General features: G+C 65.6%; 15 protein-coding genes and 1 tRNA gene. 6 read left to right on the top strand and 10 right to left on the bottom strand.

Annotation, left to right across the window (positions count from 1 at the left end; all coding sequences use genetic code 11):
• Nucleotides 1-93: 93 nt before the first annotated feature.
• The 4 genes from ACVRRC_RS01975 to ACVRRC_RS01960 form a co-directional block, all read right to left on the bottom strand.
• Nucleotides 94-169 (bottom strand) — tRNA-Thr (locus tag ACVRRC_RS01975).
• Nucleotides 170-239: 70 nt separating this feature from the next.
• The gene (locus tag ACVRRC_RS01970; RefSeq protein ID WP_472996570.1) at nucleotides 240-1,472 is read right to left on the bottom strand and encodes a methyltransferase; all 1,233 of its coding nucleotides are present in this window, start codon (nucleotides 1,470-1,472) and stop codon (nucleotides 240-242) included.
• 90 nt (nucleotides 1,473-1,562) lie between these two features.
• Entirely contained in the window at nucleotides 1,563-2,939 is a 1,377-nt protein-coding gene (locus tag ACVRRC_RS01965; protein WP_013981421.1) for a TRAP transporter large permease, read from the bottom strand.
• Nucleotides 2,932-3,477, bottom strand: a complete 546-nt coding sequence (locus ACVRRC_RS01960) for a TRAP transporter small permease subunit (RefSeq protein ID WP_013981422.1) — start codon at nucleotides 3,475-3,477, stop codon at nucleotides 2,932-2,934. Before ACVRRC_RS01960 ends, ACVRRC_RS01965 begins: the two co-directional genes overlap by 8 nt.
• Before the next feature lie 295 nt (nucleotides 3,478-3,772).
• On the opposite strand from ACVRRC_RS01960, the gene ACVRRC_RS01955 reads away from it, so the two are divergent.
• Complete coding sequence (locus tag ACVRRC_RS01955; RefSeq protein ID WP_014595533.1) at nucleotides 3,773-4,879, top strand: TRAP transporter substrate-binding protein; 1,107 nt, start codon at nucleotides 3,773-3,775, stop codon at nucleotides 4,877-4,879.
• A 76-nt stretch (nucleotides 4,880-4,955) separates the two neighbouring features.
• Here the strand turns inward: ACVRRC_RS01955 and ACVRRC_RS01950 are convergent, their stop codons facing one another.
• The 4 genes from ACVRRC_RS01950 to ACVRRC_RS01935 all read right to left on the bottom strand — a co-directional run bounded on the left by ACVRRC_RS01950 (nucleotide 4,956) and on the right by ACVRRC_RS01935 (nucleotide 12,257).
• Nucleotides 4,956-5,381 carry an OsmC family protein gene (locus ACVRRC_RS01950; protein WP_472996569.1) on the bottom strand — a complete coding sequence of 142 codons (426 nt, stop codon included), beginning with the start codon at nucleotides 5,379-5,381 and terminating at the stop codon, nucleotides 4,956-4,958.
• Nucleotides 5,382-5,422: 41 nt separating this feature from the next.
• Entirely contained in the window at nucleotides 5,423-5,731 is a 309-nt protein-coding gene (locus ACVRRC_RS01945; RefSeq protein ID WP_045158014.1) for a DUF2388 domain-containing protein, read from the bottom strand.
• Between the two features lie 69 nt (nucleotides 5,732-5,800).
• Nucleotides 5,801-10,495 carry a PAS domain S-box protein gene (locus ACVRRC_RS01940; RefSeq protein WP_472996568.1) on the bottom strand — a complete coding sequence of 1,565 codons (4,695 nt, stop codon included), beginning with the start codon at nucleotides 10,493-10,495 and terminating at the stop codon, nucleotides 5,801-5,803.
• 181 nt (nucleotides 10,496-10,676) lie between these two features.
• Nucleotides 10,677-12,257, bottom strand: coding sequence for a L,D-transpeptidase family protein (locus tag ACVRRC_RS01935; RefSeq protein ID WP_197861123.1), 1,581 nt, complete (start codon nucleotides 12,255-12,257; stop codon nucleotides 10,677-10,679).
• 216 nt (nucleotides 12,258-12,473) lie between these two features.
• Here ACVRRC_RS01935 and ACVRRC_RS01930 point away from each other — a divergent pair, with 216 nt between their 5' ends.
• The gene (locus ACVRRC_RS01930) at nucleotides 12,474-13,187 is read left to right on the top strand and encodes a murein L,D-transpeptidase catalytic domain family protein (protein WP_011911507.1); all 714 of its coding nucleotides are present in this window, start codon (nucleotides 12,474-12,476) and stop codon (nucleotides 13,185-13,187) included.
• Nucleotides 13,188-13,284: 97 nt separating this feature from the next.
• Here the strand turns inward: ACVRRC_RS01930 and tfpB are convergent, their stop codons facing one another.
• Together tfpB and ACVRRC_RS01920 are read right to left on the bottom strand one after the other, a co-directional pair.
• Complete coding sequence (gene tfpB, locus ACVRRC_RS01925; RefSeq protein ID WP_108241332.1) at nucleotides 13,285-15,069, bottom strand: type IV pilus assembly ATPase TfpB; 1,785 nt, start codon at nucleotides 15,067-15,069, stop codon at nucleotides 13,285-13,287.
• 96 nt (nucleotides 15,070-15,165) lie between these two features.
• Nucleotides 15,166-16,530, bottom strand: coding sequence for a CYTH domain-containing protein (locus ACVRRC_RS01920; protein ID WP_048328272.1), 1,365 nt, complete (start codon nucleotides 16,528-16,530; stop codon nucleotides 15,166-15,168).
• 113 nt (nucleotides 16,531-16,643) lie between these two features.
• On the opposite strand from ACVRRC_RS01920, the gene ACVRRC_RS01915 reads away from it, so the two are divergent.
• The 4 genes from ACVRRC_RS01915 (at nucleotide 16,644) to argA (ending at nucleotide 21,242) form a co-directional block, all read left to right on the top strand.
• Complete coding sequence (locus ACVRRC_RS01915; RefSeq protein WP_015278654.1) at nucleotides 16,644-17,321, top strand: TIGR00153 family protein; 678 nt, start codon at nucleotides 16,644-16,646, stop codon at nucleotides 17,319-17,321.
• Between the two features lie 41 nt (nucleotides 17,322-17,362).
• Nucleotides 17,363-18,628, top strand: a complete 1,266-nt coding sequence (locus ACVRRC_RS01910) for an inorganic phosphate transporter (protein ID WP_014595539.1) — start codon at nucleotides 17,363-17,365, stop codon at nucleotides 18,626-18,628.
• Between the two features lie 118 nt (nucleotides 18,629-18,746).
• Nucleotides 18,747-19,898 (top strand): acetylornithine deacetylase, encoded by a 1,152-nt coding sequence (gene argE / locus ACVRRC_RS01905; RefSeq protein ID WP_053527121.1) that lies wholly within the window; start codon nucleotides 18,747-18,749, stop codon nucleotides 19,896-19,898.
• A gap of 45 nt (nucleotides 19,899-19,943) precedes the next feature.
• Entirely contained in the window at nucleotides 19,944-21,242 is a 1,299-nt protein-coding gene (argA, locus tag ACVRRC_RS01900) for an amino-acid N-acetyltransferase (RefSeq protein WP_013981432.1), read from the top strand.
• Nucleotides 21,243-21,259 lie beyond the last annotated feature (17 nt).

Genomic DNA, 21,259 nt, shown 5'->3' with positions numbered 1-21,259 from the left:
TCACCTCGAACGGTGCTCGCCTGTGTTGGCGGCGAGCATTGCTGGCTCAGCCAAAAACGAAAAAGGCCCGCATTTCTGCGAGCCTTCAAATCGTGGTGCCGGCACCAGGAGTCGAACCCGGGACCTACTGATTACAAGTCAGTTGCTCTACCAGCTGAGCTATACCGGCAAGTGAGGGTCGCCATTATATCCATTGCGGGCGGCGAGTAAACCGTTAGCTGACGGTCACTTGCGCTGGCTTATTCAGGCCGCTTCACATTTTGTGCGCTGTGGCTGCGCTCGGCCAGCAGAAGGATGTTGCGCGGTGTCAGCTCGCTGGGGCAGAAGGTGCCAAGGTGCACGCGGTAGCCCTGTTCCTCCAGCAGCAGGGCGCGATCGAGCAGTAGCCAGAGTTCCAGCGGGCGGCGGAACAGGCCGCGCACCAGTTCGAGGTTGCGCACTTCGGCGAGGCGTTGCCAGCCGGCCCGCTCCAGTGCGGCCCAGTCCTGCTCGCCCGGGGCGGGCAGTTGCTTGAGGGCGGCCAGGTCGCGGCAGTAGTCGGCGAAGGCTTTCTTCAGCCAGGCGCTGGGCAGCGAGGGCGTCGGCAGGTAGTCGTCCTGCTGGCGCAAGCGTCGCTGCAGCAGATCGAAACCCAGCCGCCAGGCCATCGAATGGTCACGGTTGCGCCGTTCTCGCGCGCCGGCGGTGACGGTTTCGCTCAGCGGCAGGCCGAGGTCGTCGCGGCTGAGTTGCAGCGCCGTGGCCCGGCCGGCTTCGGAGAGCGGCACGTAGATTTCGTCCCGGGTGCGGTTGTAGCAGCAGGGGGCGATGGCGAGCTGGCGACAGCCCTTGGCAATGCTCAGGCGCAGCAGGCGTACATGCAGATCACCGCAGGCGTGCAGTGCGACGGGGGTGTGCGTGGCTTGTAGCTGGTCGCCGGCATCGGCTGCGAGCACGTCCTGGCAGCGGTGTCGGGCCGGGATGCCGAGCCGCTCGCTCATATGCGTGCCTGTCCGTACCAGTGCTTCATCCCATTCCAGGCAGGTCAGCGCGGCGCCATCGCGGGCGAGATAGCGTCCGAGATGGCCCTTGCCGGCACACCAGTCCAGCCAGTGTGTCGGCGCTTCGGCGAACCGTAGGCGGGCGCCGAAGGCCTGAATCTGCAGGGCCTTGCGGCCTGGCACGTCCACCGCGTGGCGATGGTCCATGGCTGGCGATTCGCCGGCGGGCAACGCGTCGAGATGGCTCAGTCGGTCGGCGAGGTCAGCCAGCTCAGGAAAAGGTTCGGGTGCGGCGAGCGTCGTCGGCTGATTGTGCGCGGCCTCGGCATCGGCCAGCGAGCGGCTTCGCAGCCAGGCGGCCAGTTCGGGGTGCTCGGCTTCCCATGGCAGCGTTTGGCAGACGAACGGCCGCGGCCGCCAGAGCGACTGGTGCGCAGTGAGGAAGCGGTCCAGTGCCTGGAAGCGCTCGAGCAGGTTGGGGGCGGCGGACATCGGCGGGGCGGGTATATGAACAGGCGCCGATTGTAGCGGGAGCGCCTGCCATAAAGCACAACGCCCGTCGAGGACGGGCGTTGTGTCGGGCTACTTGCCGTAGACCTGTTCCGGCAGCCAGGTCACCAGGCCCGGCCACATGTACGCCACCACCAGCATGCCGATCTGGATCATGATGAAAGGCAGCACACCCTTGTACATCACGCTGGTGGGCACGCTGCGTGGCGTGACGCCGCGCAGGTAGAAGAGCGAGAAGCCGAAAGGTGGGGTGAGGAACGAGGTCTGCAGGTTGATGGCGAACATCACACCGAGCCAGACCGGGTCCAGGCCCATAGCGAGCAGGATCGGGCCGACGATGGGCACCACCACGAAGATGATCTCGATGAAGTCGAGGATGAAGCCCAGCAGGAAGATGACCAGCATCACCACCAGGAAGGCGCCGAGCACGCCGCCGGGCAGCGAGTGCAGGGCATCCTCGATCAGCGCTTCACCGCCGAAGCCACGGAAGACCAGGGAGAACAGCGAGGCGCCGATGAGGATCAGGAACACCATCGAGGTGATCTCGGTGGTGCCGAAGGCGACCTGCTTGAGCTGGGCGAAATTCAGCTGGCCTTTGGCGATCGACAGCAGCGTTGCGCCCAGCGCGCCGATGGCGGCGGCCTCGGTCGGCGTGGCGTAGCCGGCGAGAATCGAGCCGAGCACTGCGGTGATCAGCGCCAGCGGTGGCAGCAACGCACCGATCAGCTTGCCCCACTCGATCGGCCCCAGCTCTTCCTGCGGCAGCGCTGGCAGCTTCTTCGGCTGGAAGATCGCCACCGCGACGAGGTAGAGGATGTACAGGCCGACCAGCACCAGGCCGGGGATCAGCGCACCAACGAACAGGTCGCCGACCGAGACGGTCTTCGGCGAGAAGATGCCCATCTTCAGCTGCGCCTGCTGGAAGGCGCTGGACATCACGTCACCCAGCAGGACCAGGATGATCGATGGCGGGATGATCTGGCCGAGGGTGCCGGTGGCGGCCAGGGTGCCGGTGGCGATGGCCGGGTCATAGCCGCGGCGCAGCATGGTCGGTAGCGCCAGCAGGCCCATGGTGACCACGGTGGCGCCGACGATGCCGGTGCTCGCGGCGAGCAGCGCACCGACCACGCAGACCGAGATCGCCAGGCCGCCGCGCATGGTGCCGAACAGGCGCGACATCGACTCCAGCAGGTCCTCGGCAACCCTGGATTTCTCCAGCATCACGCCCATGAAGACGAACAGTGGCACGGCCAGCATCGTCTGGTTGTTCATGATGCCGAAGATGCGGTTCGGCAGCGCATGCAGGTAGCCGACGTCGAATGAGCCAGTGACCACGCCGATGCCGGCGAACAGTAGCGCCATGCCGCCCAGGGTGAAGGCCACGGGGTAGCCCGACATCAGGGCCAGGCAGATGCTGATGAACAGCGCGATAGCCATGAACTCAGCCATGCTTCACCTCCGGCTCCGGCAGGCGGCCCGCGATGCGATAGGCCACCTTGACCAGATCCGAGAGTGCCTGCAGCGTCAGGCTGCCGACCAGCAGGAGGATGATGCTCTTCTGTAGGTAGACGAACTTCAGCCCGCCGGATTCGTTCGAGCCCTCGCGCGTCGCCCAGGAGTTGCTGACGTAGTCCCAGCTGTTCCAGCCGATGAACAGACATACCGGCAGCAGGAACAGCAGATGGCCGAGGCCGTCGACCGTCGCCTGCCGGCGGCTGCTGAACTTCTGGTAGAAGATGTCGACGCGCACGTGGCCGTTGCGCTGCAGGGTCCAGGCCGCGGCGCCCATGAACACCAGCGCATGGCCGTACATCACCGCTTCCTGCAGGGCGATGGCGCCGATGCCGAAACCGTAGCGCAGCACCACCACGATGGCGGTGCCGATGACGAGAAACAGGGTGATCCAGGCACAGAGCTGGCCGAGGCGCATGTTGAACGCATCGATGAGGCCAGCCACGCGCAGCAGGGGCGGGGGGCTCTGGGACATTTTTAGTCCTTCTTAGGTAGACGCAAGGTTGGCGGGAGACGGCGATTCTTGCAGTACTGGCGCTTTGCAGCAATCGGCCTACGACTTTTAGCTTATGCGCTAGGCTTGAGACGCCGAAGGCTCTAATGTTAGTCGAGCCCGGAGTGGTGTCTGCACCTCCGGCGCAGGTTTCGCCGCATGAGCCCGCTGCCAGTCAGGCTGGTGGGCGCACACGGATCGAGAAGCGCAGGCGGTCCGGCAACAACGCGTGGCCTTGCCAATGCGCAATAAGAACAAATAACAAGGAGTTACCCTCATGAAACGTCGTGACATTCTCACCGCCGCTGGCGTGGGCCTGGCGGCTACCGCTCTGGCCGGTTGCAATGACAAGAGCGAAAAACCAGCCGCGGGCGAGAGCAAGCAGGCGAGCGAGCAGCAAACCTTCAATTGGAAAATGGTCACGTCCTGGCCGAAGAACTTCCCGGGCGTGGGCGTCGGTGCCGAGCGTTTCGCGCAGCTGGTCAACGAGATGAGCGGCGGCCGCCTGAAGGTCAAGGTCTACGCGGCGGGTGAGCTGGTTCCGGCACTGGAAGTGTTCGATGCGGTGTCGCGCGGCACGGCGGAAATGGGCCACGGCGCGCCTTACTACTGGAAGGGCAAGGTTCCGGCCGCGCAATTCTTCTGCGCACTGCCGTTCGGCCCGAACGCCCAGGAAATGAACGCCTGGCTGCACCGCGGCGGCGGCATGCAGCTGTGGGAAGAGGTCTACAAGCCGTTCGGCGTGCTGCCGATGGCCTGCGGCGCCACCGGCGTGCAGACCGCGGGTTGGTTCAACAAGGAAATCAACTCGGTCGACGACTTCAAGGGCCTGAAGATGCGCACCCCGGGCCTGGGTGGCGAAGTGCTGACCAAGATGGGCGGTACCGTAGTCAACATGCCGGCCGGCGAAATCTTCACCGCGCTGCAGACCGGTGCGATCGACGCCACCGAGTGGATCGGTCCGTACAACGACCTGGCGCTGGGCCTGCACAAGGCGTCCAAGTACTACTACACCCCGGGCTGGCAGGAGCCGAACGTCACCTTCGAACTGGACGTCAACCTTAAGGCCTGGGAAACCCTGCCAGACGACCTGAAGGCGATCGTTCGTGCCGCGGCACGCGACGTCAACGGCGACATGCTCGACGACTACAACGCCAAGAACATGGAAGCGCTGGAGCAGCTGCGCGAGCAGGGCGTGGAAGTCCGTCGTCTGCCGGACGAAGTGCTGGCTCGCCTGAAGGAAGTCGCCGCGGAAGTGGTCGATGCCTCCGCCAAGGCCGACCCGGTGGCCGCCAAGGTGTGGGAGCAGCAGAGCGCCTATCTCAAGCGGCTGTATGAGTACGCCGAGCTGAACGAGAAGGACATCTACAACATCCGCGGCTGATCACGGCGGATGCAAGAACGCCACCCTGGCAACAGGGTGGCGTTTTTTTTGGCGGGGCGGAACGTTGCCGTGTCGGTCAGCCTTCCAGCGTCGCGTTCAGGCTGATGCGTGCGTTGAGTACCTTGGACACCGGGCAGCCTTCCTTCGCCTGGTTGGCGATTTGCTGGAACTGCGCATCGTCCGCACCCGGAATGCGGGCCTTGAGGGTCAGGTCGATCGCCGTGATGCTGAAGCCCTCGCCGTCCTTGTCCAGGGTCACCTCGGCGCGGGTCTCGATGCGCTCGGCGGTGAGGCCGGCCTGGCCGAGCATCATCGACAGGGCCATGGAGAAGCAGCCGGCATGGGCGGCACCGATCAGTTCTTCCGGATTGGTTCCGGGTGCGCCTTCGAAACGGGTGTTGAAGCCATAGGGGTTGTCCTTCAAGGCACCGCTTTCGGTGCTGATGGTGCCCTTTCCATCTTTCAGGCCGCCTTGCCAGATGGCGGAAGCGCTCTTCTTCATGTTCGGTCCTCGCGTGGGTGGGTGGATGGTCAGCGCACCGCTCAGCGAGGCTGTTCCGCCGCCAGAATCGCGCTGGCCAGCTCCATGTCGGTCGCCTGCAGCTGCGGCTGTTCGCTACGCAGTTGCTGCAGCATCGCTTCCAGATACGGACCACGGATCTCGCCATTGCTGGCAACGAAGGTGCCGGCATCCTCACGGGCCGGAATCACCAGCTTGTTGTCCTTGAACGTCAGGTAGGTGGACGCGGTGGTCGCGCCCGAGGACAGGATGTCACGTACCAGGCCATCGGCCACGGCACTGCCGAGCGGTGCCAAGGCCAGGGCGAATGCGGCGATAAATGTCTTGCGCATGAGCGGAAACCTCCTTGCTATCGTCCTCTGTTGAGAGTGCGAGCCGTTGCGCAGAGTTCCGGTTGCCGCTCAGACGCCCGTGTCGATGAGGCTGCGGATGCGCGCCGCGAGGATGTCGATGCTGAACGGCTTGGCGAGGATATCCATGCCGGGGCCGATGAAGTCGTTGCGCATTTCGTCGTCTGGCACGTATCCGGTGATGAACAGCACCTTCAGCTCCGGGCGATGCTGCCTGGCGCTTTCCACAAGCTGCCGACCGTTGAGCCCGGGCAGACCGAAGTCGCTGACCAGCAGATCGAGGCGCTGATCGCCGTGCAGGTAGGGCAGCGCACTGGTCGCATCGCAGGCTTCCAGCACCTGGTAGCCGAGCTCCTGCAGTACTTCCACCACCAGCATGCGTACCGCCGCTTCGTCCTCCACCACCAGTACGATCTCGCCACTTCTGGCACCTGGCATGTCGGTCGCTTGCGCCGGCCCGGGCTGGGCCTGGTCGTCGCTCAGATTGCGTGGCAGATAGAGCGTGACCCGGGTGCCCTCGCCGAGGGCGCTGTCGATGCGTACATGGCCGCCGGTCTGCTTGGCGAAGCCGTAGACCATCGACAGGCCAAGGCCGGTGCCCTGGCCGATCGGCTTGGTGGTGAAGAACGGATCGAACGCCTTGGCGATGGTCTGCGCCGACATGCCGGCACCGTTGTCGGTGACGCAGAGCACCACGTAGTCGCCGGGCTCCGGCGCGTCGGGCTGGTGCTGCTCGATGCGCTGGTTTTCGGTGTGCACGCCGAGGCGGCCGCCGTTGGGCATGGCATCGCGGGCATTGATCACCAGATTGAGCAGGGCGTTCTCCAGTTGGTGGCCATCGGTGTAGGCGAGCCAGGCATCGGCCTGCAGGTCCACTTCCAGTTGGATGTGCTCGCCCATGGTGCGGCGCAGCATGTCTTCCATCGACACCACCAGCATGTTCACGTCCACCGGTTTGGGATCCAGCGACTGGCGCCGGGCAAAGGCCAGCAGGCGATGGGTCAGCGCGGCGGCGCGGTTGGCCGAGGTGGTGGCGGCGTCGATGTAGCGGTCCAGGTCGCCGGTGCTGCCGCTGGCAACGCGGCGCTGGATGAGGTCCAGCGAGCCGAGCACGCCGGTCAGCATGTTGTTGAAGTCATGGGCCAGGCCGCCGGTCAGCTGGCCGATGGCTTCCATCTTCTGCGCGTGGCGCAGTGCTTCCTCGGCGCGTTCGCGTTCGGCCATCTCGATATGCAGGCGGCTGTTGATCGCCGCCAGCTCGCGGGTACGTTCGGCCACACGCCGTTCCAGGCTTTCGTTGAGTTCGCGCAGGGCTTCTTCGGCGGCAACCTGGGCCGTCACGTCGGTGTTGGTTCCGAACCAGTGGGTAACCTGGCCGAAGTCGTCGCGAATGGGCAGCGCCCGGGAGAGGAACCAGCGGTACTTGCCGTCCTTGCCGCGCAACGGGAAGGTTTCCTCCCAGATGGAGCCGATGGCGAAGGCACGCTTCATCGAGGCGCTGACCCGCTCGTGATGATCGGGATGGTTGACCGCGCGCCAACCCAGCGCGCGCATGGCCTCGCTGGTGGTGCCGGTGTAGTCGTACCAGCGCTTGTTGTACCAGTAGATGCGCCCGGCGGGGTCGGCCATCCAGGCGAACTGGCTCATGTTGTCGGCCAGGGTGCGGAACTGCTCTTCGCTCTCACGCAATGCGCGTTCGGCGCGCATGCGTTCGTCGGCGGTCCAGGCGCGGTCGGCCACTTCGCGGATGAACGAAATGTCCTCGTCTAGCCAGGCGCGCGGCTGCTCCTCGAGCAGCATCATCACGGCGGAGATGCGGCCCTGCTCGAACAATGGCACGCAGACGATGCTGCGGATCAGGCTTTCGGCGAAGTTCTCGGCGTGGCTGGCGGTGCGGGCGTCGTGCAGCACGTCCTCGATGACCACCAGCTCGTTTTCCTGCAGGTCGTAGAAGAAGTCCCCGTAATCGGCGAAATAGACCATCTCATTGCTGCTGTCGGAACCGCCGTCGCTCCAGTAGCGCTCGATGGTGGCGCTCTGGCTGGAGGCGTCGACACTGGCGAACAGCACCCGCGATACGCCGATGGTCCGGCCGATCACGCTGACGGCGGCATGGGCGATGGTCTGGCTGTCGTGCTGTTCGCGCAGCAGGTCGCCCAGCTCGATCAGCGCCGTCTGCCGCTGCTCGGCCTGCTGACGATCCTTGATCTGCTCTTCGAGCATCTCGTTCATGCGCAACATGCGCTCGGCGGCGTTGCGTTCGGCAGTGATGTTGCGCGCCGTACCGAGGATGCGGACCTCGCCGCTGGGGTCGAGCAGCCGGCGGCCGCGGTTGGCCAGCCAGACGAAGTCGTCGATGCGGGTGTCGTAGATTCGGTAGTCGAGCTGGAACTCGCCGTCGCCCTCACCGGCGAGGGTTTCACCCAGCGCCCGGATCAGCTTGCCGCGATCGTCCGGATGCACCCGTGCCAGCACCTCATGCACATCCAGCCCCGGCTGCTCGGGTGGTATGCCGGCCATCGCCTTGAGCTGGGCGTCCCAGTGCAGGGAATGCTGATGGTCGCGGTACTCCCACACGCCGATTGAGGCGATCTCGTTGGCCAGGCTGATGCGCTGTTCCGCCTCGCGCAACGCCTTGTTGGCGCGGATGCGCTCGGCACTGCTGCGCAGCCGTTCGAGAACTTCACGCACCAGGGTGACGTCATCGCTGGTCCAGGCTTGCGCCTGGCCTCGCATGAACAGCAACACCAGCGGCTGGGTGCCGATCGTCGGTAATTCGGCCATCAGCAGCCCCGTGCTGGCCAGCCGCTCGTGCAGCCCAGGTTGCGACTCATCCCGGTCGAGTACGACCAGATGCTCGCGCCGCAGGCGCTCGGTCAGCGTCGCGCCGTCCGCCAGGGCGTGCCGGCCGAGCCGGCTCGGTGTGCCTGGCGCCAACCATTGTTGCTGTACCACCAGTGCATCCTGTTCCAGGCAGGCCCAGGCGATGCAGTCGCTGCGTGTCAGACGTGCCAGGCGTTCATCCAGTACGCAGCAGAGGTCCACCTGTTCGCTGTTGGCCTGCAGGCAGTCGCTCAGTTCCAGCAGGAACGCCTGCAGGGCCTGGTGCTGGGTGCGCTCGCTGATGTCGCTGAAGGTGCAGATCGCCCCCTGCAGTTCGCCGTCACGGAAGATCGGTGCGACCCGGTATTCGACGGGCAGGCTGCTGCCATCGACGCGGAAGAACAGCTCGTGTTCCACATGCCGCGGCTGACCGGTGACCGCCGTATGCTGGATCGGACACTCCTGCACCGGATAGGTGCTGCCATCGGGGCGACTGTGGTGGATCACATGGTGCAGGTGCCTGCCCAGTACCTCTTCACGGCTGGCGAAGCCGAGAATCTTGAGAAAGGCGTCGTTGCACAGGGTAACGGCGCCGTTGCGGTCGATGGAGTAGAAGCCTTCGTTGGCCGAATCCAGCAGCAGGCGGGTAAAGGCCTCGCTCTCCAGTCGCTGCATTTCCGAACGCCGACGGCTGTCGATGTCCTGGGCGACACAGACCCAGCGCAGCAGCTGTCCGTCGGCGTCGTAGGTAGGCGCCGCGTTGGCCTGGAACCAGCGCAGGTTGCCGTCGACATCGCGCAGCGGCAGCTCCAGTTTGAAGGGCAGCTCCCGGCGCAATGCGGCTTGCCATTGCTCGGCGACGCGCTGGCGATCACTGGTCGACACAGCGGCCAGCCAGCCTTCGCCGGTGGAGCTCGCCTCGCCGAGCCCGGTGAACTCGCACCAGTAGCTGTTGCAAAAGGTGAGGCCACCCGCGGCATCGCATTGCCAGATGATCTGCGGGCTGAGGTCGACCAGGGCGCGGTAGCGCTCCTCGGTTTCGCGCGCCGCCGCCTGCTGCTGACGGGATTCGGTCAGGTCGCGCAGGATCTTGACGAAGCCCTGCGTCTGGCCGTCGTGCAGCAGTGGCGTGAGGATGCCGCTGGCCCAGAAGCGTGAGCCGTCCTTGCGCAGATGCCAGCGTTCGTCGCCGGCACGCCCCTGCTCCAGCGCCGTGCGCATTTCGGCCTGGGGGACCTGTGCGGTGCGATCGGCTTCGCTGAAGATGCACGCCACGTCGCGGCCGATGGCTTCCTCCGGCGACCAGCCCAGCAGCCGCTGCGCACCGCTGTTCCAGCTGGTGATGCGGCCCTGCAGGTCGGTGGCGAGAATGGCGTAATCCTGGGCGCTGTCGATGATCTGCCGGCTGCGTTCCTGCTCGCCGCGCAGTCTGCTGAGCTCCAGCAGGGCCATGACCTGGCGCGCCACCGCCAGCAGCTGAGTGCCCTGGCGCGGCGTGAGTTCGCGGGGCTGGTGGTCAAAGACGCTCATGGTGCCCAGTGGCAGCCCGTCACTGCTGCGCAGGATCACCGCGACGTAGAAACCAGTGGTCTGGCCGTCGGCCAGCCGCGGCAGTTCGAACTGGGCGAGGGTGTCGGTATGGGGGAGAACCAGCGCGCCTTCCTGACGGATCGCCCAGGCCGACGGTGACCGTTCGCGCACGACAGCTTCGCGCTCCAGTGCGAACGCAGCCATGCAATGCTGGTACTGGTCGTCGACGAAATGAATCGCTGCCGCCGGACAGGCGCAGAGATCTGCAGCCATGGCGGCCAGCGCCTCGAGGTCCGTTATGCACAGAGCGTCGAGCGCGGTGTAGCGAGCCAATGCGATCAGCCGTTCAGCTTCATTCCAGGTCGCTGCGGGAGCGCAGTGTTCGGCGTTCAAAGTGTCCTGCTCGGCTATCCATGGCACTGAGTAATTCAGACGGTTTCGGTAGTTAAGCACCCGGCAGCGGCGGTCGTTGTCGAGTGGTCAGCAAAAGACTACGCCGAGGCCGCGAGGTTCAGACGGCGGGTAACAAAACTCCCGACGAACGGAGCACGTCGAAGCCAGCCGAATCGCGCATTCAGCGGGCCGCGTCCAGGGCCCGCAGCAAGGCTGCATCGCGCTTGTAGATGTCCGGGCGGTAGCGGGGCAGGCCGCTGTCGTCGGCATCCGCCGTCCAGTAGGCCATCAGGATCGGTGTCTGCCGGGCGAGCCGGTATTCGTGGGTCTCGCCGCTTTGCAACAGCCTGGCGACGGTGTCCCGCTCGTCCTCCTCGAGCAGCAGATCGACCAGCTGCAGGGCGGACTCGACCCGTACGCAGCCGGAGCTGACCGCGCGGGCGGCACGTTCGAACAGCGGCTTGCTCGGCGTGTCGTGCAGGTACACCGAAAACGGATTGGCGAAGCGGATCGCCACCTGGCCGAGAGGGTTGGCCGGGCCGGCGTCCTGGCGCAGCAGGATGCCGCGCGGGTTGGCCCAGTCCACGGCGTAGGGGTCCACGGCATTGCCTTGGGCGTCGATCACGCGCATCTGGTGGCGCGCCAGGTAGGCGATGTCCTCGCGAATCAGCGGCAGCTTGTCTTGCTTGAGAATGGTTGGCGGCACGGTCCAGGTGGGGTTAAGGGTGAGGCGTGAGATCCGCGATTTCAGCAGCGGAGTCTGCCGCGCCTCGCGGCCGACCTGGGTGCGCGTCTGCCAGAACGGGCAGCTGTCGCGGAAATAGATCAGCCGTGCCCCGGCGATGTCCACCAGCAGCGATTGAGGCTCGAGGTCGCGGCTGATCCAGCGCAGGCGCTCGAGGTTGATGCGCAACTGATCGAGGCGGCTGGCCGGGCTGACATTGAGCGCCACCAGGGTGGCGGCGCCGACGACGCCATCGGCCTCAAGCCCGTGCTGCAGCTGGAAGCCACGTACGGCCTCGACCAGTTCGTCGTCGTAGCGCAGGTCCAGCGCGGGCGTGCTGCCGGCACCGGCGAGCAGCAGTTCGCGCAGCAGCGGGCTGCGCTCGTCACGCATTCCGGGGCGCAGCGTCGGGCCGCTCGGCAACGGGCGCCAGGCCGGCAGGGCTGCCTGGCGCTGCCTGGCATAGGCCGCACGCAGGTCGCGGTACAGGGCGTGCGGCGGGCGCGCGCGATCGAATGCCCCAGGCAGATCGGTGAGGCCCTGCACGGCGATCTGCAGAAGCCGCTGGCGATCATCCGCCTCCGGCGCATCCGGGCTGCGCCAGATGGGTTCGATGTCCGCCTGTCGCAGCCGTCCGCGGGCCAGGTGGTGCAGCGCTTGGAGGTAGGCCTGGCTGGCAAGCAGGTCGTCGCATTCGGGCCGGCGTGGGGAAGACGCGACCGGGTAGAGCTGCTCGCGTATCCGCTCCGGCTGGTAGTAGGCAGGGTCCAGGCCGTCGTCGGCCAGCTGCGCGAGCTGCTGCAGCAGGCCTTCGAGCAGGGAGCGGGAGGTCCAGGCGGGCTGGAACTGGCGGGCCTGGTAGAACGCGTTCAGGTGTTCGCTAATCGCGGACCTGACCGGCAGCTGCGGGCAGCTCTGCGGCAGGCCTTCCAGCACGCTTTGCAATGTCGCCTGCTGGGCGGAGGCAGACGTGGCGAGGGCCAGGCCGGAGGCGAGGCATAGCCAGATGGCCAGACGGGATGCACATTTTCTGAACAACGTTTCGCTCCAGACCGCTGCGGTGGCTGCTAGACTGCGCCGCTATAGGGCTGCGGCTCCGGCATCGACCGGTGACCGTTCGGACCATAAGAACATATCGTGCCGGACATGTGGGCTTCACTCGTCCCGGCTTCGTCGCGCTGCTGCATTGGGTAGCGAGTATAAGGCGCCGACCAGACAGGAAGTCGTCAGGTCGTGCCCGTGGGGTTGCTTGTGATGATTTCAGTGCTTCGACGTGCCTGCCTGGCGGCGGGCCTTCTCGTCTTCGCCGCGCCGCTCTGGGCGGCCACCGCCACCTATCAGCCGATGGTCGACAGCCTGGCGCGGCTGGCGCCCAAGCTGGACCGGCAGGTCCTGACCCACGCGGTCGCAGCAATGCAGTGCGCGGTCAACAATGGCGCCGGAGCCGCGCAGCGTCTGGCGGTGATCGATTATTCACTGCCTTCCAGCGAGAAACGCCTGTGGATCTTCGACCTGGAGAGGGAGCAGCTGTTGCTCGAGGACCTGGTCGCTCACGGGCAGAAATCCGGCGATAACCACGCCACGCGTTTCTCCAATGCGGTGGGCAGCCACCAGTCCAGCATCGGCCTGTTTCGCACTGCCGAAAGCTACAGCGGCAAGCACGGCTACTCGCTGCGCATGGACGGGCTGGAGCCGGGCATCAACGACCGCGCCCGTGAGCGCGCCATCGTCATTCACCCTGCCGACTACGTGAATCCCTCCTGGATCGCTACCCAGGGCCGCATCGGCCGCAGCCAGGGTTGTCCGGCGGTTCGGCCCGAGGTGGCACGGATGGTGGTCGACAGCCTCAAGGGTGGCCAGTTCATGTTCTCCTGGTACCCGGACCAGCAGTGGTTGCAGTCCTCGGCCTACCTCAACTGCAAGCCCAATCAGGTGGCGAGCATCCTCGCGGCGCGATCGGACGGCTGAATCGTCGTTCTGCTTGAAGGCAGGCGCCTCGGGTCGTTCGGTGCTGCGCTGAGCGGTTCGCCGCCAAGGCCGCTCTTACAGCGCCCGCTTGAATGGGCTACTTCTGCTCGCTCTGCGGCGTCACCCGCAACACTTCTTCGACGGTAGTCAGGCCGGCAGCGATCTTCTGCGCGCCGGACAGGCGCAGGCTGCGCATACCGTCCTTGAATGCCTGGCGACGCAGGGCGACGATGTCGGTATCGGCGGTGATCAGCGGCTTGATCGCGTCATTGAGCAGCATGATCTCGTAGACGCCGGCGCGCCCGCGATAACCGGTGTCCCGGCATTCCAGGCAGCCGACCGCCCGCTGCGCGGTGCTCGGCAGCGGCGCATTCCAGGGCCTGGTCAGCGCGGCCCAGTCGTCGGCGTCCAACTGCATCGGCGCCTTGCAGTGCGGGCACAGCGTGCGCACCAGGCGCTGCGCCATGACGCCGAGCAGGGTGGCCTTGAGCAGATAATGCGGCACGCCCAGCTCCAGCAGGCGGGTGATGGCACTCGGCGCGTCGTTGGTATGCAGCGTGGACAGCACCAGGTGGCCGGTCAGTGCGGCCTGGATGGCCATCTCCGCGGTTTCCAGGTCGCGGATCTCGCCGACCATGATGATGTCCGGGTCCTGACGCATCAGCGCGCGCACGCCGCTGGCGAAGGTCAGGTCGATGTTGTGCTGCACCTGCATCTGGTTGAAGGCGCCTTCGATCATCTCGATCGGGTCCTCGATGGTGCAGACGTTCACCTCCGGCGTCGCCAGCTGCTTGAGCGTGGTGTAGAGCGTGGTGGTCTTGCCCGAACCGGTCGGCCCGGTGACCAGAATGATGCCGTTGGGCTGGCTGGTCATGCTTTGCCAGCGGCGCAGGTCATCGGCGGAAAAGCCCAGCTGGTCGAAGCCCTTGAGCAGCACCTCGGGGTCGAAGATGCGCATCACCATCTTCTCGCCGAAGGCGGTCGGCAGTGTCGACAGGCGCAGCTCCACCTCGCCGCCATCCGGCGTCTTGGTCTTGACCCGGCCATCCTGCGGCTTGCGCTTCTCGGCCACGTTCATGCGGCCGAGGGATTTCAGCCGGCTGACCACCGCCATCGTTACCTGAGGCGGGAACTGATAGACGTTGTGCAGCACGCCATCGATGCGAAAGCGCACGGTGCCCTGCTCGCGGCGCGGTTCGATGTGGATGTCGCTGGCGCGCTGCTGGAAGGCGTACTGGAACAGCCAGTCGACGATATTGACGATGTGCGAGTCGTTGGCGTCCGGCTCCTGATCGCTGGCGCCGAGGTTGAGCAGCTGCTCGAAGTTGCCGACGCCGCTGATCTTCTGATCCGTGCTGCTGGCACCGCTGACCGACTTGGCCAGGCGGTAGAACTCGACGGTGAAGCGTTGAATGTCCGTCGGGTTGGCCACCACACGCTTGATCGGCCGCTTGAGCACGTGGGTCAGGTTGGCTTCCCAACCATGCACGAAAGGCTGGCTGCTGGCGATGGTCACGGCGCTGGCATCCACCGCCACGGCCAGAATGCTGTGGCGCTGGGCGAAGGCGTAGGACATCAGTGGAGTGACGGCGGCGACGTCGATCTTCAGCGGATCGATGCGCAGGTAAGGCTGGCCGGCACGTTCGGCCAGCCAGACGGTGAGGGTTTCCAGATCGAGCTTCTTGCCCGGACGCTGCAGGTCGTCAAGCTGCTGGGCGGCGAGGAATTCCAGCGGATGCTGCTGGTTGGCCACCGCGCTGCGGCGTACCGTCAGGCACTGCTCGGCGCTGTCCTGCGCGACCCGCCCCTGGGCAACCAGCTCGCGCAACAGGTCGGCAAGATCGAGAGGGCGGTCCTGGGTGGGCGAGTTCAGCACGGACATGGTGTTCCTTCGACGTGGCGCGCAAAAATCCAAGCTTGCCGTTAAACACCCGGCGTTGTCTGCCGCCGGGGTTCAACTTTGCGCAGCGTTATGCCGTTATTTTTCCAGCAGCTTCCAGGCCTTGAGCGTCCATACCCGATGGGCCTGCTCGACGCGTTGCTCGCGCGCTGCTTCGTCCAGCGGCTGACGGGCCATTTCGTGGAGCTTGGCCAGTTCGCCGTAGAGACGGTCGGTTTCCGGTAGCTCCAGCACGCCGCGCGCCAGGTGCAGCCATACCAGCATGCGCTCCATGCGCGGGCTCTGCTCGGCCAGGTCTTCCGGCTGCTGCTGGTAGCGCGGCAACTGCAGAGCCTTGGCTTCTTCGGCCAGCAGGTGCGGCAGCCATTTGCCCAGCTCGGCGGCACCCTGGCGATCGCCACGGGCGTTGCGGCCTTGGGTCCAGCTGCGTTGCAGCAGCCAGAGGGACGCCTTGAGCGACAGCAGGCCCCAGCGGGTCTGACCCAGTTCCTCGGTGAACTGCGTCGGTGCGGCCTTGCGCACCCCCTCATCGTCCTGACCGGCTTCGACTCGCGGACGCCAGTCCTGGATCAGCATATCGAGCAGTTCGCGCAGCTCTCGGCTGCTGGCACGTGGGGCGGCCTGGCCGAGGCTGCCGAGCAGGGCGCGCAGTTCGACGAGCTGCTGCAGCCATTCGCCCAGCAGTTTCCAGCGGCCATTGAAGCGGTACTGCTCGGCCAGTCGCTGGCTATTGCCGAGCAGCTGCCAGCCAAGCGCGACGACGGCATCGTCCAGCGGCATGCTCGCTGCCAATTCAGGTGCGGGCAGCTGCAGGCTGTAGCCATCGGCGTCATACAGGCGGTAGCCGCGTTCGGCCTTGCTGATGTCGCAGGGCATCAGCGGCAGGTCGGCGGCCAGTTCGGCGGCCAGTTCCAGCAGCGCTTCGGGCTCGCCCTGGCGCAGTTCCAGCTCCAGCTCGCAGATCTCCTCGGACTGCTTGCCGGCCTTGACCTGGCCCAGGTCCAGTGCGGCTTCGATGACGACCCTGGTCTTTCCGCGGCCCCAGGCGATCTCGGCCTTCTCGCGGACGAAATCGGTGGTGAAGATCGGTTTCAGGGTCTTCTTGTCCAGGTCGGCGAGGCTGGCCGGCCAGCAGTCATCGCCAAGCTTCTTGATGTCCAGCTTGGCCTTGTCCAGGTACCAGTCCCACTCGTTGCGTTCGGACAGGCCGGCGACGCTCTGGCCGCGGCTTTTCAGGGTCTGGATGAACTGCTCGCCGTCGCGCCGCAGGCGCAACGCCACGCGGGCATGAGCCAGATCGCGCTCGGCGGTGTCGTAATACTGGTTGAACAGCTCATGGCGCGACCAGCCGCTCTTGTTGCGCTTCTTCAGCAGCGGATGTTCGCGCAGGGCGAGCAGGGTCTCGCGGCTGGCGCGTAGCTTGATTTCGGTTTCTTTCTGCATGGTGCCGACTGGGTGCCTATGATGTGTTGATGTTGCAGCCTGATGACGCACGGTAGCAGGCGTGATGGCCTGTCCGTATACTTGCCGCCTCTTTCAAGCCGGGGCCATACCCTATGCCAGTCAATCCTTTCGTCAGCTTGTTCGGACGTTCGCCAATCGGCCCGATGCAGCAGCATATGGCCAAGTCGCATGAATGTGCAGCGAACCTGGTGCCGCTGTTCCAGGCGGTAATGGCCGAGGACTGGGAAAAGGTCGAGCAGATCCAGCAGCAGATGGCGCAGCTGGAGAACGAGGCCGACAAACTGAAGAAGAGCGTACGCCAGCACCTGCCCAAGAGCCTGTTCCTGCCGGTGCCGCGCTCCGATCTGCTTGATCTGCTGAGTGTACAGGACAAGATCGCCAACCGCGCCAAGGACATCGCCGGCCTGATGCTGGGTCGCTGCATGACGATCCCGCAGCCGCTGCAGCCGCAGATGCTGGCCTATGTACAACGCACCGTCGACGCCAGCGCTCAGGCGCTCAAGGCGCTCAAGGAACTGGATTCGTTGCTGGAAACCGGTTTCAGTGGCCGCGAAGCCACACTCGTCGAAAAGATGGTCGAGGAGCTCGAGGAGATCGAGCGCGAAACCGACCGCATGCAGATCACGGTACGCCGTGCGCTGTTCAATCTGGAAAAGGACCTGCCAGCAGTCGACGTGATCTTTCTCTACAAGATCATCGAATGGATCGGTGATGTAGCCGACCGCGCCGAGCGCGTCGGCAACCGTCTGGAACAATTGCTGGCGCGCTGAGGCGCCAGCGTCCTTTCTGGGTTCAACAGGTAGTTTTCCTTATGTCTCTTATTGCGGATTACGGCTTCGTACTCCTGATTCTCGCCTGCGCATTCGGTTTCTTCATGGCCTGGGGTGTCGGTGCCAACGATGTCGCCAACGCCATGGGCACTTCGGTGGGTTCCCGTGCGTTGACCATCAAGCAGGCGATCATCGTGGCGATGATCTTCGAGTTCTGCGGCGCCTACCTGGCCGGTGGCGAGGTTACCGAGACGATCAAGAACGGCATCGTCGATGCCGAGGTCATCTCGCCCGATCTGATGGTGCTGGGCATGATGTCGGCGCTGTTGGCGGCCGGTACCTGGCTGATGATCGCGACGATGAAGGGCTGGCCGGTTTCCACGACGCATTCGATTATCGGCGCTGTCATCGGCTTCGCTGCCGTCGGCGTATCCACCGACGCGGTGCACTGGGAGGCCATCGGGCCGATCGTCGCCAGCTGGGTGGTCACGCCAATGCTTTCGGGGGTCGTCGCCTTCGGCCTGTTCATGAGCGTGCAGAAACTGATCATCAACACCGATCATCCCTTCGAGAACGCCAAACGCTTCGTCCCGCTGTACATGTTTCTCACCGGTTTCATGGTCGCCCTGATGACGGTGACCAAAGGTCTTAAGCATGTCGGCCTGCACCTGAGCAGCCAGCAGGGCGTGGTCATCGCCTTCGGCATCGGCCTGCTGGTAGCACTGCTCGGCGTGGCACTGCTCAGCCGTATCAAGCTGGACGTGGAGGCGGACAAGACCTTCCACTTCGCCAGCGTGGAAAAGGTCTTCGCCGTGCTGATGATCTTCACCGCCTGTTCGATGGCCTTCGCCCATGGTGCCAACGACGTCGCCAACGCCGTCGGCCCGCTGGCCGCCATCGTCGGTGTGATCGAATCCGGTGGTGCTGCCGACATCGCCGCCAAGTCCGCAGTGCCGGGCTGGGTGCTGCTGCTGGGCGCGCTCGGTATCGTCATCGGTCTGGCCACCTACGGCTACAAGGTGATCGCCACCATCGGCAAGGAAATCACCGAGCTGACCCCGAGCCGTGGCTTCGCCGCCGAACTGGCCACCGCGACCACCGTGGTCGGCGCCTCGGCCATCGGCCTGCCGGTTTCCACCACCCATACGCTGGTGGGTGCCGTGCTTGGCATTGGTATCGCCCGCGGTATCGGTGCGCTGAACCTGGGCGTGGTCGGTTCGATCTTCATGTCCTGGCTGATCACCCTGCCGGCCGGCGCCTTCCTCGCGATCGTCTTTTTCACCGTGCTCAAGTTCATCTTTACCTGAGTCGAGCCGCCGCGATCGACGCCCCGCCTCGGCGGGGCGTTTTCGTTTGCGGGTCCCGCCGTCGCGCGTTTCGTGCTTCACTGCACCTTCGTTCCGATCGCATCACGGGAGGTCACCGGTGCCCATTCCTTCGCTCAAGGAGCAGTTCGCCGCGCTCATTGCCGCGCCCTCCGTCAGTTGCACGCAGCCTGGCTGGGATCAGAGCAACCGTCCGGTGATCGAGCTGCTGGCCGCCTGGCTCGGCGAGCTGGGCTTCGCCTGCGAGACGCCGGAGGTCGCGCCCGGCAAATTCAATCTGCTGGCCAGCTACGGCAGCGGTCCCGGTGGCCTGGTGCTGGCCGGACACAGCGACACCGTGCCGTTCGATGGTGAACTGTGGACGGCCGATCCGCTGCGCCTTCGCGAGGCCGATGACCGCTGGTACGGGCTCGGCAGTTGCGACATGAAGGGCTTCTTTGCGCTGATCATCGAGGCGGTGCGGCCTTTGCTGGAGCAGCCGTTCCGTCGTCCGCTGCTGATCCTTGCCACCTGCGACGAAGAAAGCTCGATGTCCGGTGCCCGCGCCCTGGCCGCAGCCGGCCAGCCGCTCGGCCGCGCGGCGCTGATCGGCGAGCCCACGGGTCTGCGGCCGGTGCGTCTGCACAAGGGCATCATGATGGAGCGCATCGACATCCTCGGGCAGAGCGGACATTCTTCCAACCCCGCCTACGGCCACAGCGCGCTGGAGGCCATGCACGGCGTGATCGGCGAGATGATGACGCTGCGTCGGCAGTGGCAGGCCGAGTACGACAATCCGCTGTTCGACGTGCCCAAGCCGACCCTCAACTTCGGCTGCATCCACGGCGGCGACAACCCCAACCGCATCTGCGGACAGTGCGCGCTGGAGTTCGACCTGCGCCCGCTGCCGGGCATGGACCCGCAGCAGCTACGCGGGATCATTCGCCAGCGCCTGCAGCCGCTGGCCGAGCAGCACCAGGTGAAGATCGAACTGGCGCCGCTGTTTCCGGCGGTGCCACCCTTCGAACAGCCGGCCGAAAGCGAGCTGGTGCGCCTGGCCGAGCGCCTCACCGGGCACCGTGCCGAGGCGGTGGCGTTTGCCACCGAAGCGCCTTATCTTCAGCAGCTCGGCTGCGAGACCCTGGTGCTCGGCCCCGGCGACATCGCCTGCGCGCACCAGCCCGACGAGTACCTGCAGCTCGAGCGCATCGAACCGACCGTGCAGCTGCTGCGTCGGATGATTGAGCACTACTGCCTGCAACCCCAGGCCTGACCGGCCGCCCACCCGACGAACAAGACCTGCCACAAAGGCTTTTCCATGCACGACTACGTCACCTGGCTCCGCGATTCCTCGCCCTACATCAACTCGCACCGTGATCGCACCTTCGTCGTCATGCTGCCGGGCGACGGCGTGGAGCATGCCAACTTCGCCAATATCGTCCACGACCTGGTGCTGCTGCACAGCCTTGGCGTGCGCCTGGTGCTGGTGTTCGGTTCGCGGCCGCAGATCGAGGCGCGGCTGGCGGCGCGCGGTATCACGCCGCGCTTCCACCGCGACCTGCGCATCACCGACGGTCCGACCATGGAATGCGTGATCGATGCCGTCGGCCAGCTGCGCATCGCCCTGGAGGCGCGGCTTTCCATGGATAAGGCCGCTTCGCCCATGCAGGGCGCACGCCTGCGGGTGGCCAGCGGCAACTTCGTCACCGCGCGACCGATCGGCGTGCTCGATGGCGTTGATCTGCACCACACCGGCGAGGTGCGGCGCATCGATCGCAAGGGCATCGGTCGACTGCTGGACGAGCGCACCATCGTGCTGCTCTCGCCGCTGGGCTACTCCCCCACCGGAGAGATCTTCAACCTGGCCTGCGAGGACGTCGCCACCCGCGCCGCCATCGATCTGCAGGCCGACAAACTGGTGCTCTACGGCGCCGAGACCGGCCTGCTCGACGAAAGCGGCAAGCTGGTGCGTGAGCTGCGTCCGCAGCAGATCCCGGCCTATGTCGAGCGCCTCGGCAGCCAGTACCAGGCCGAGCTGCTGGATGCGGCGGCGCAGGCCTGCCGCGGCGGCGTGCGGCGTAGCCACGTGGTCAGCTATGTCGACGACGGTGCGCTGCTGAACGAACTGTTCACCCGCGACGGTGCGGGCACGCTGGTGACCCAGGAGCAGTTCGAGCAACTGCGTGAGGCGACCATCGAGGATGTCGGCGGGCTGATCGATCTGATCACCCCGTTGGAAGAGCAGGGCATTCTGGTGCGGCGCTCGCGCGAAGTGCTGGAGCGGGAAGTTGAGCAGTTCAGCATCGTCGAGCGCGACGGGCTGATCATCGCCTGCGCGGCGCTTTATCCGATCGCCGATTCGGATGCCGGCGAGCTGGCCTGTCTGGCGGTCAATCCGGAGTACCGTCACGGCGGGCGTGGCGACGAGCTGCTCGAACGCATCGAGGAGCGCGCCCGGGCGCTGGGGTTGAAGAAACTCATCGTGCTCACCACGCGTACCGCGCACTGGTTCCAGGAGCGCGGCTTCGAGCCCATCAGCGTCGATCGTCTGCCGGCCGCGCGGGCCTCGCTGTACAACTTCCAGCGGAATTCGAAGATCTTCGAAAAGCCGCTCTGAAGCCGGCTGGCGGGCGT

It is taken from the genome of Stutzerimonas sp. LR2 (genome assembly GCF_055755175.1).
The sequence above is the reverse complement of the archived record's forward strand: the minus strand, read 5'-3'. Positions and strand labels throughout refer to the sequence as shown.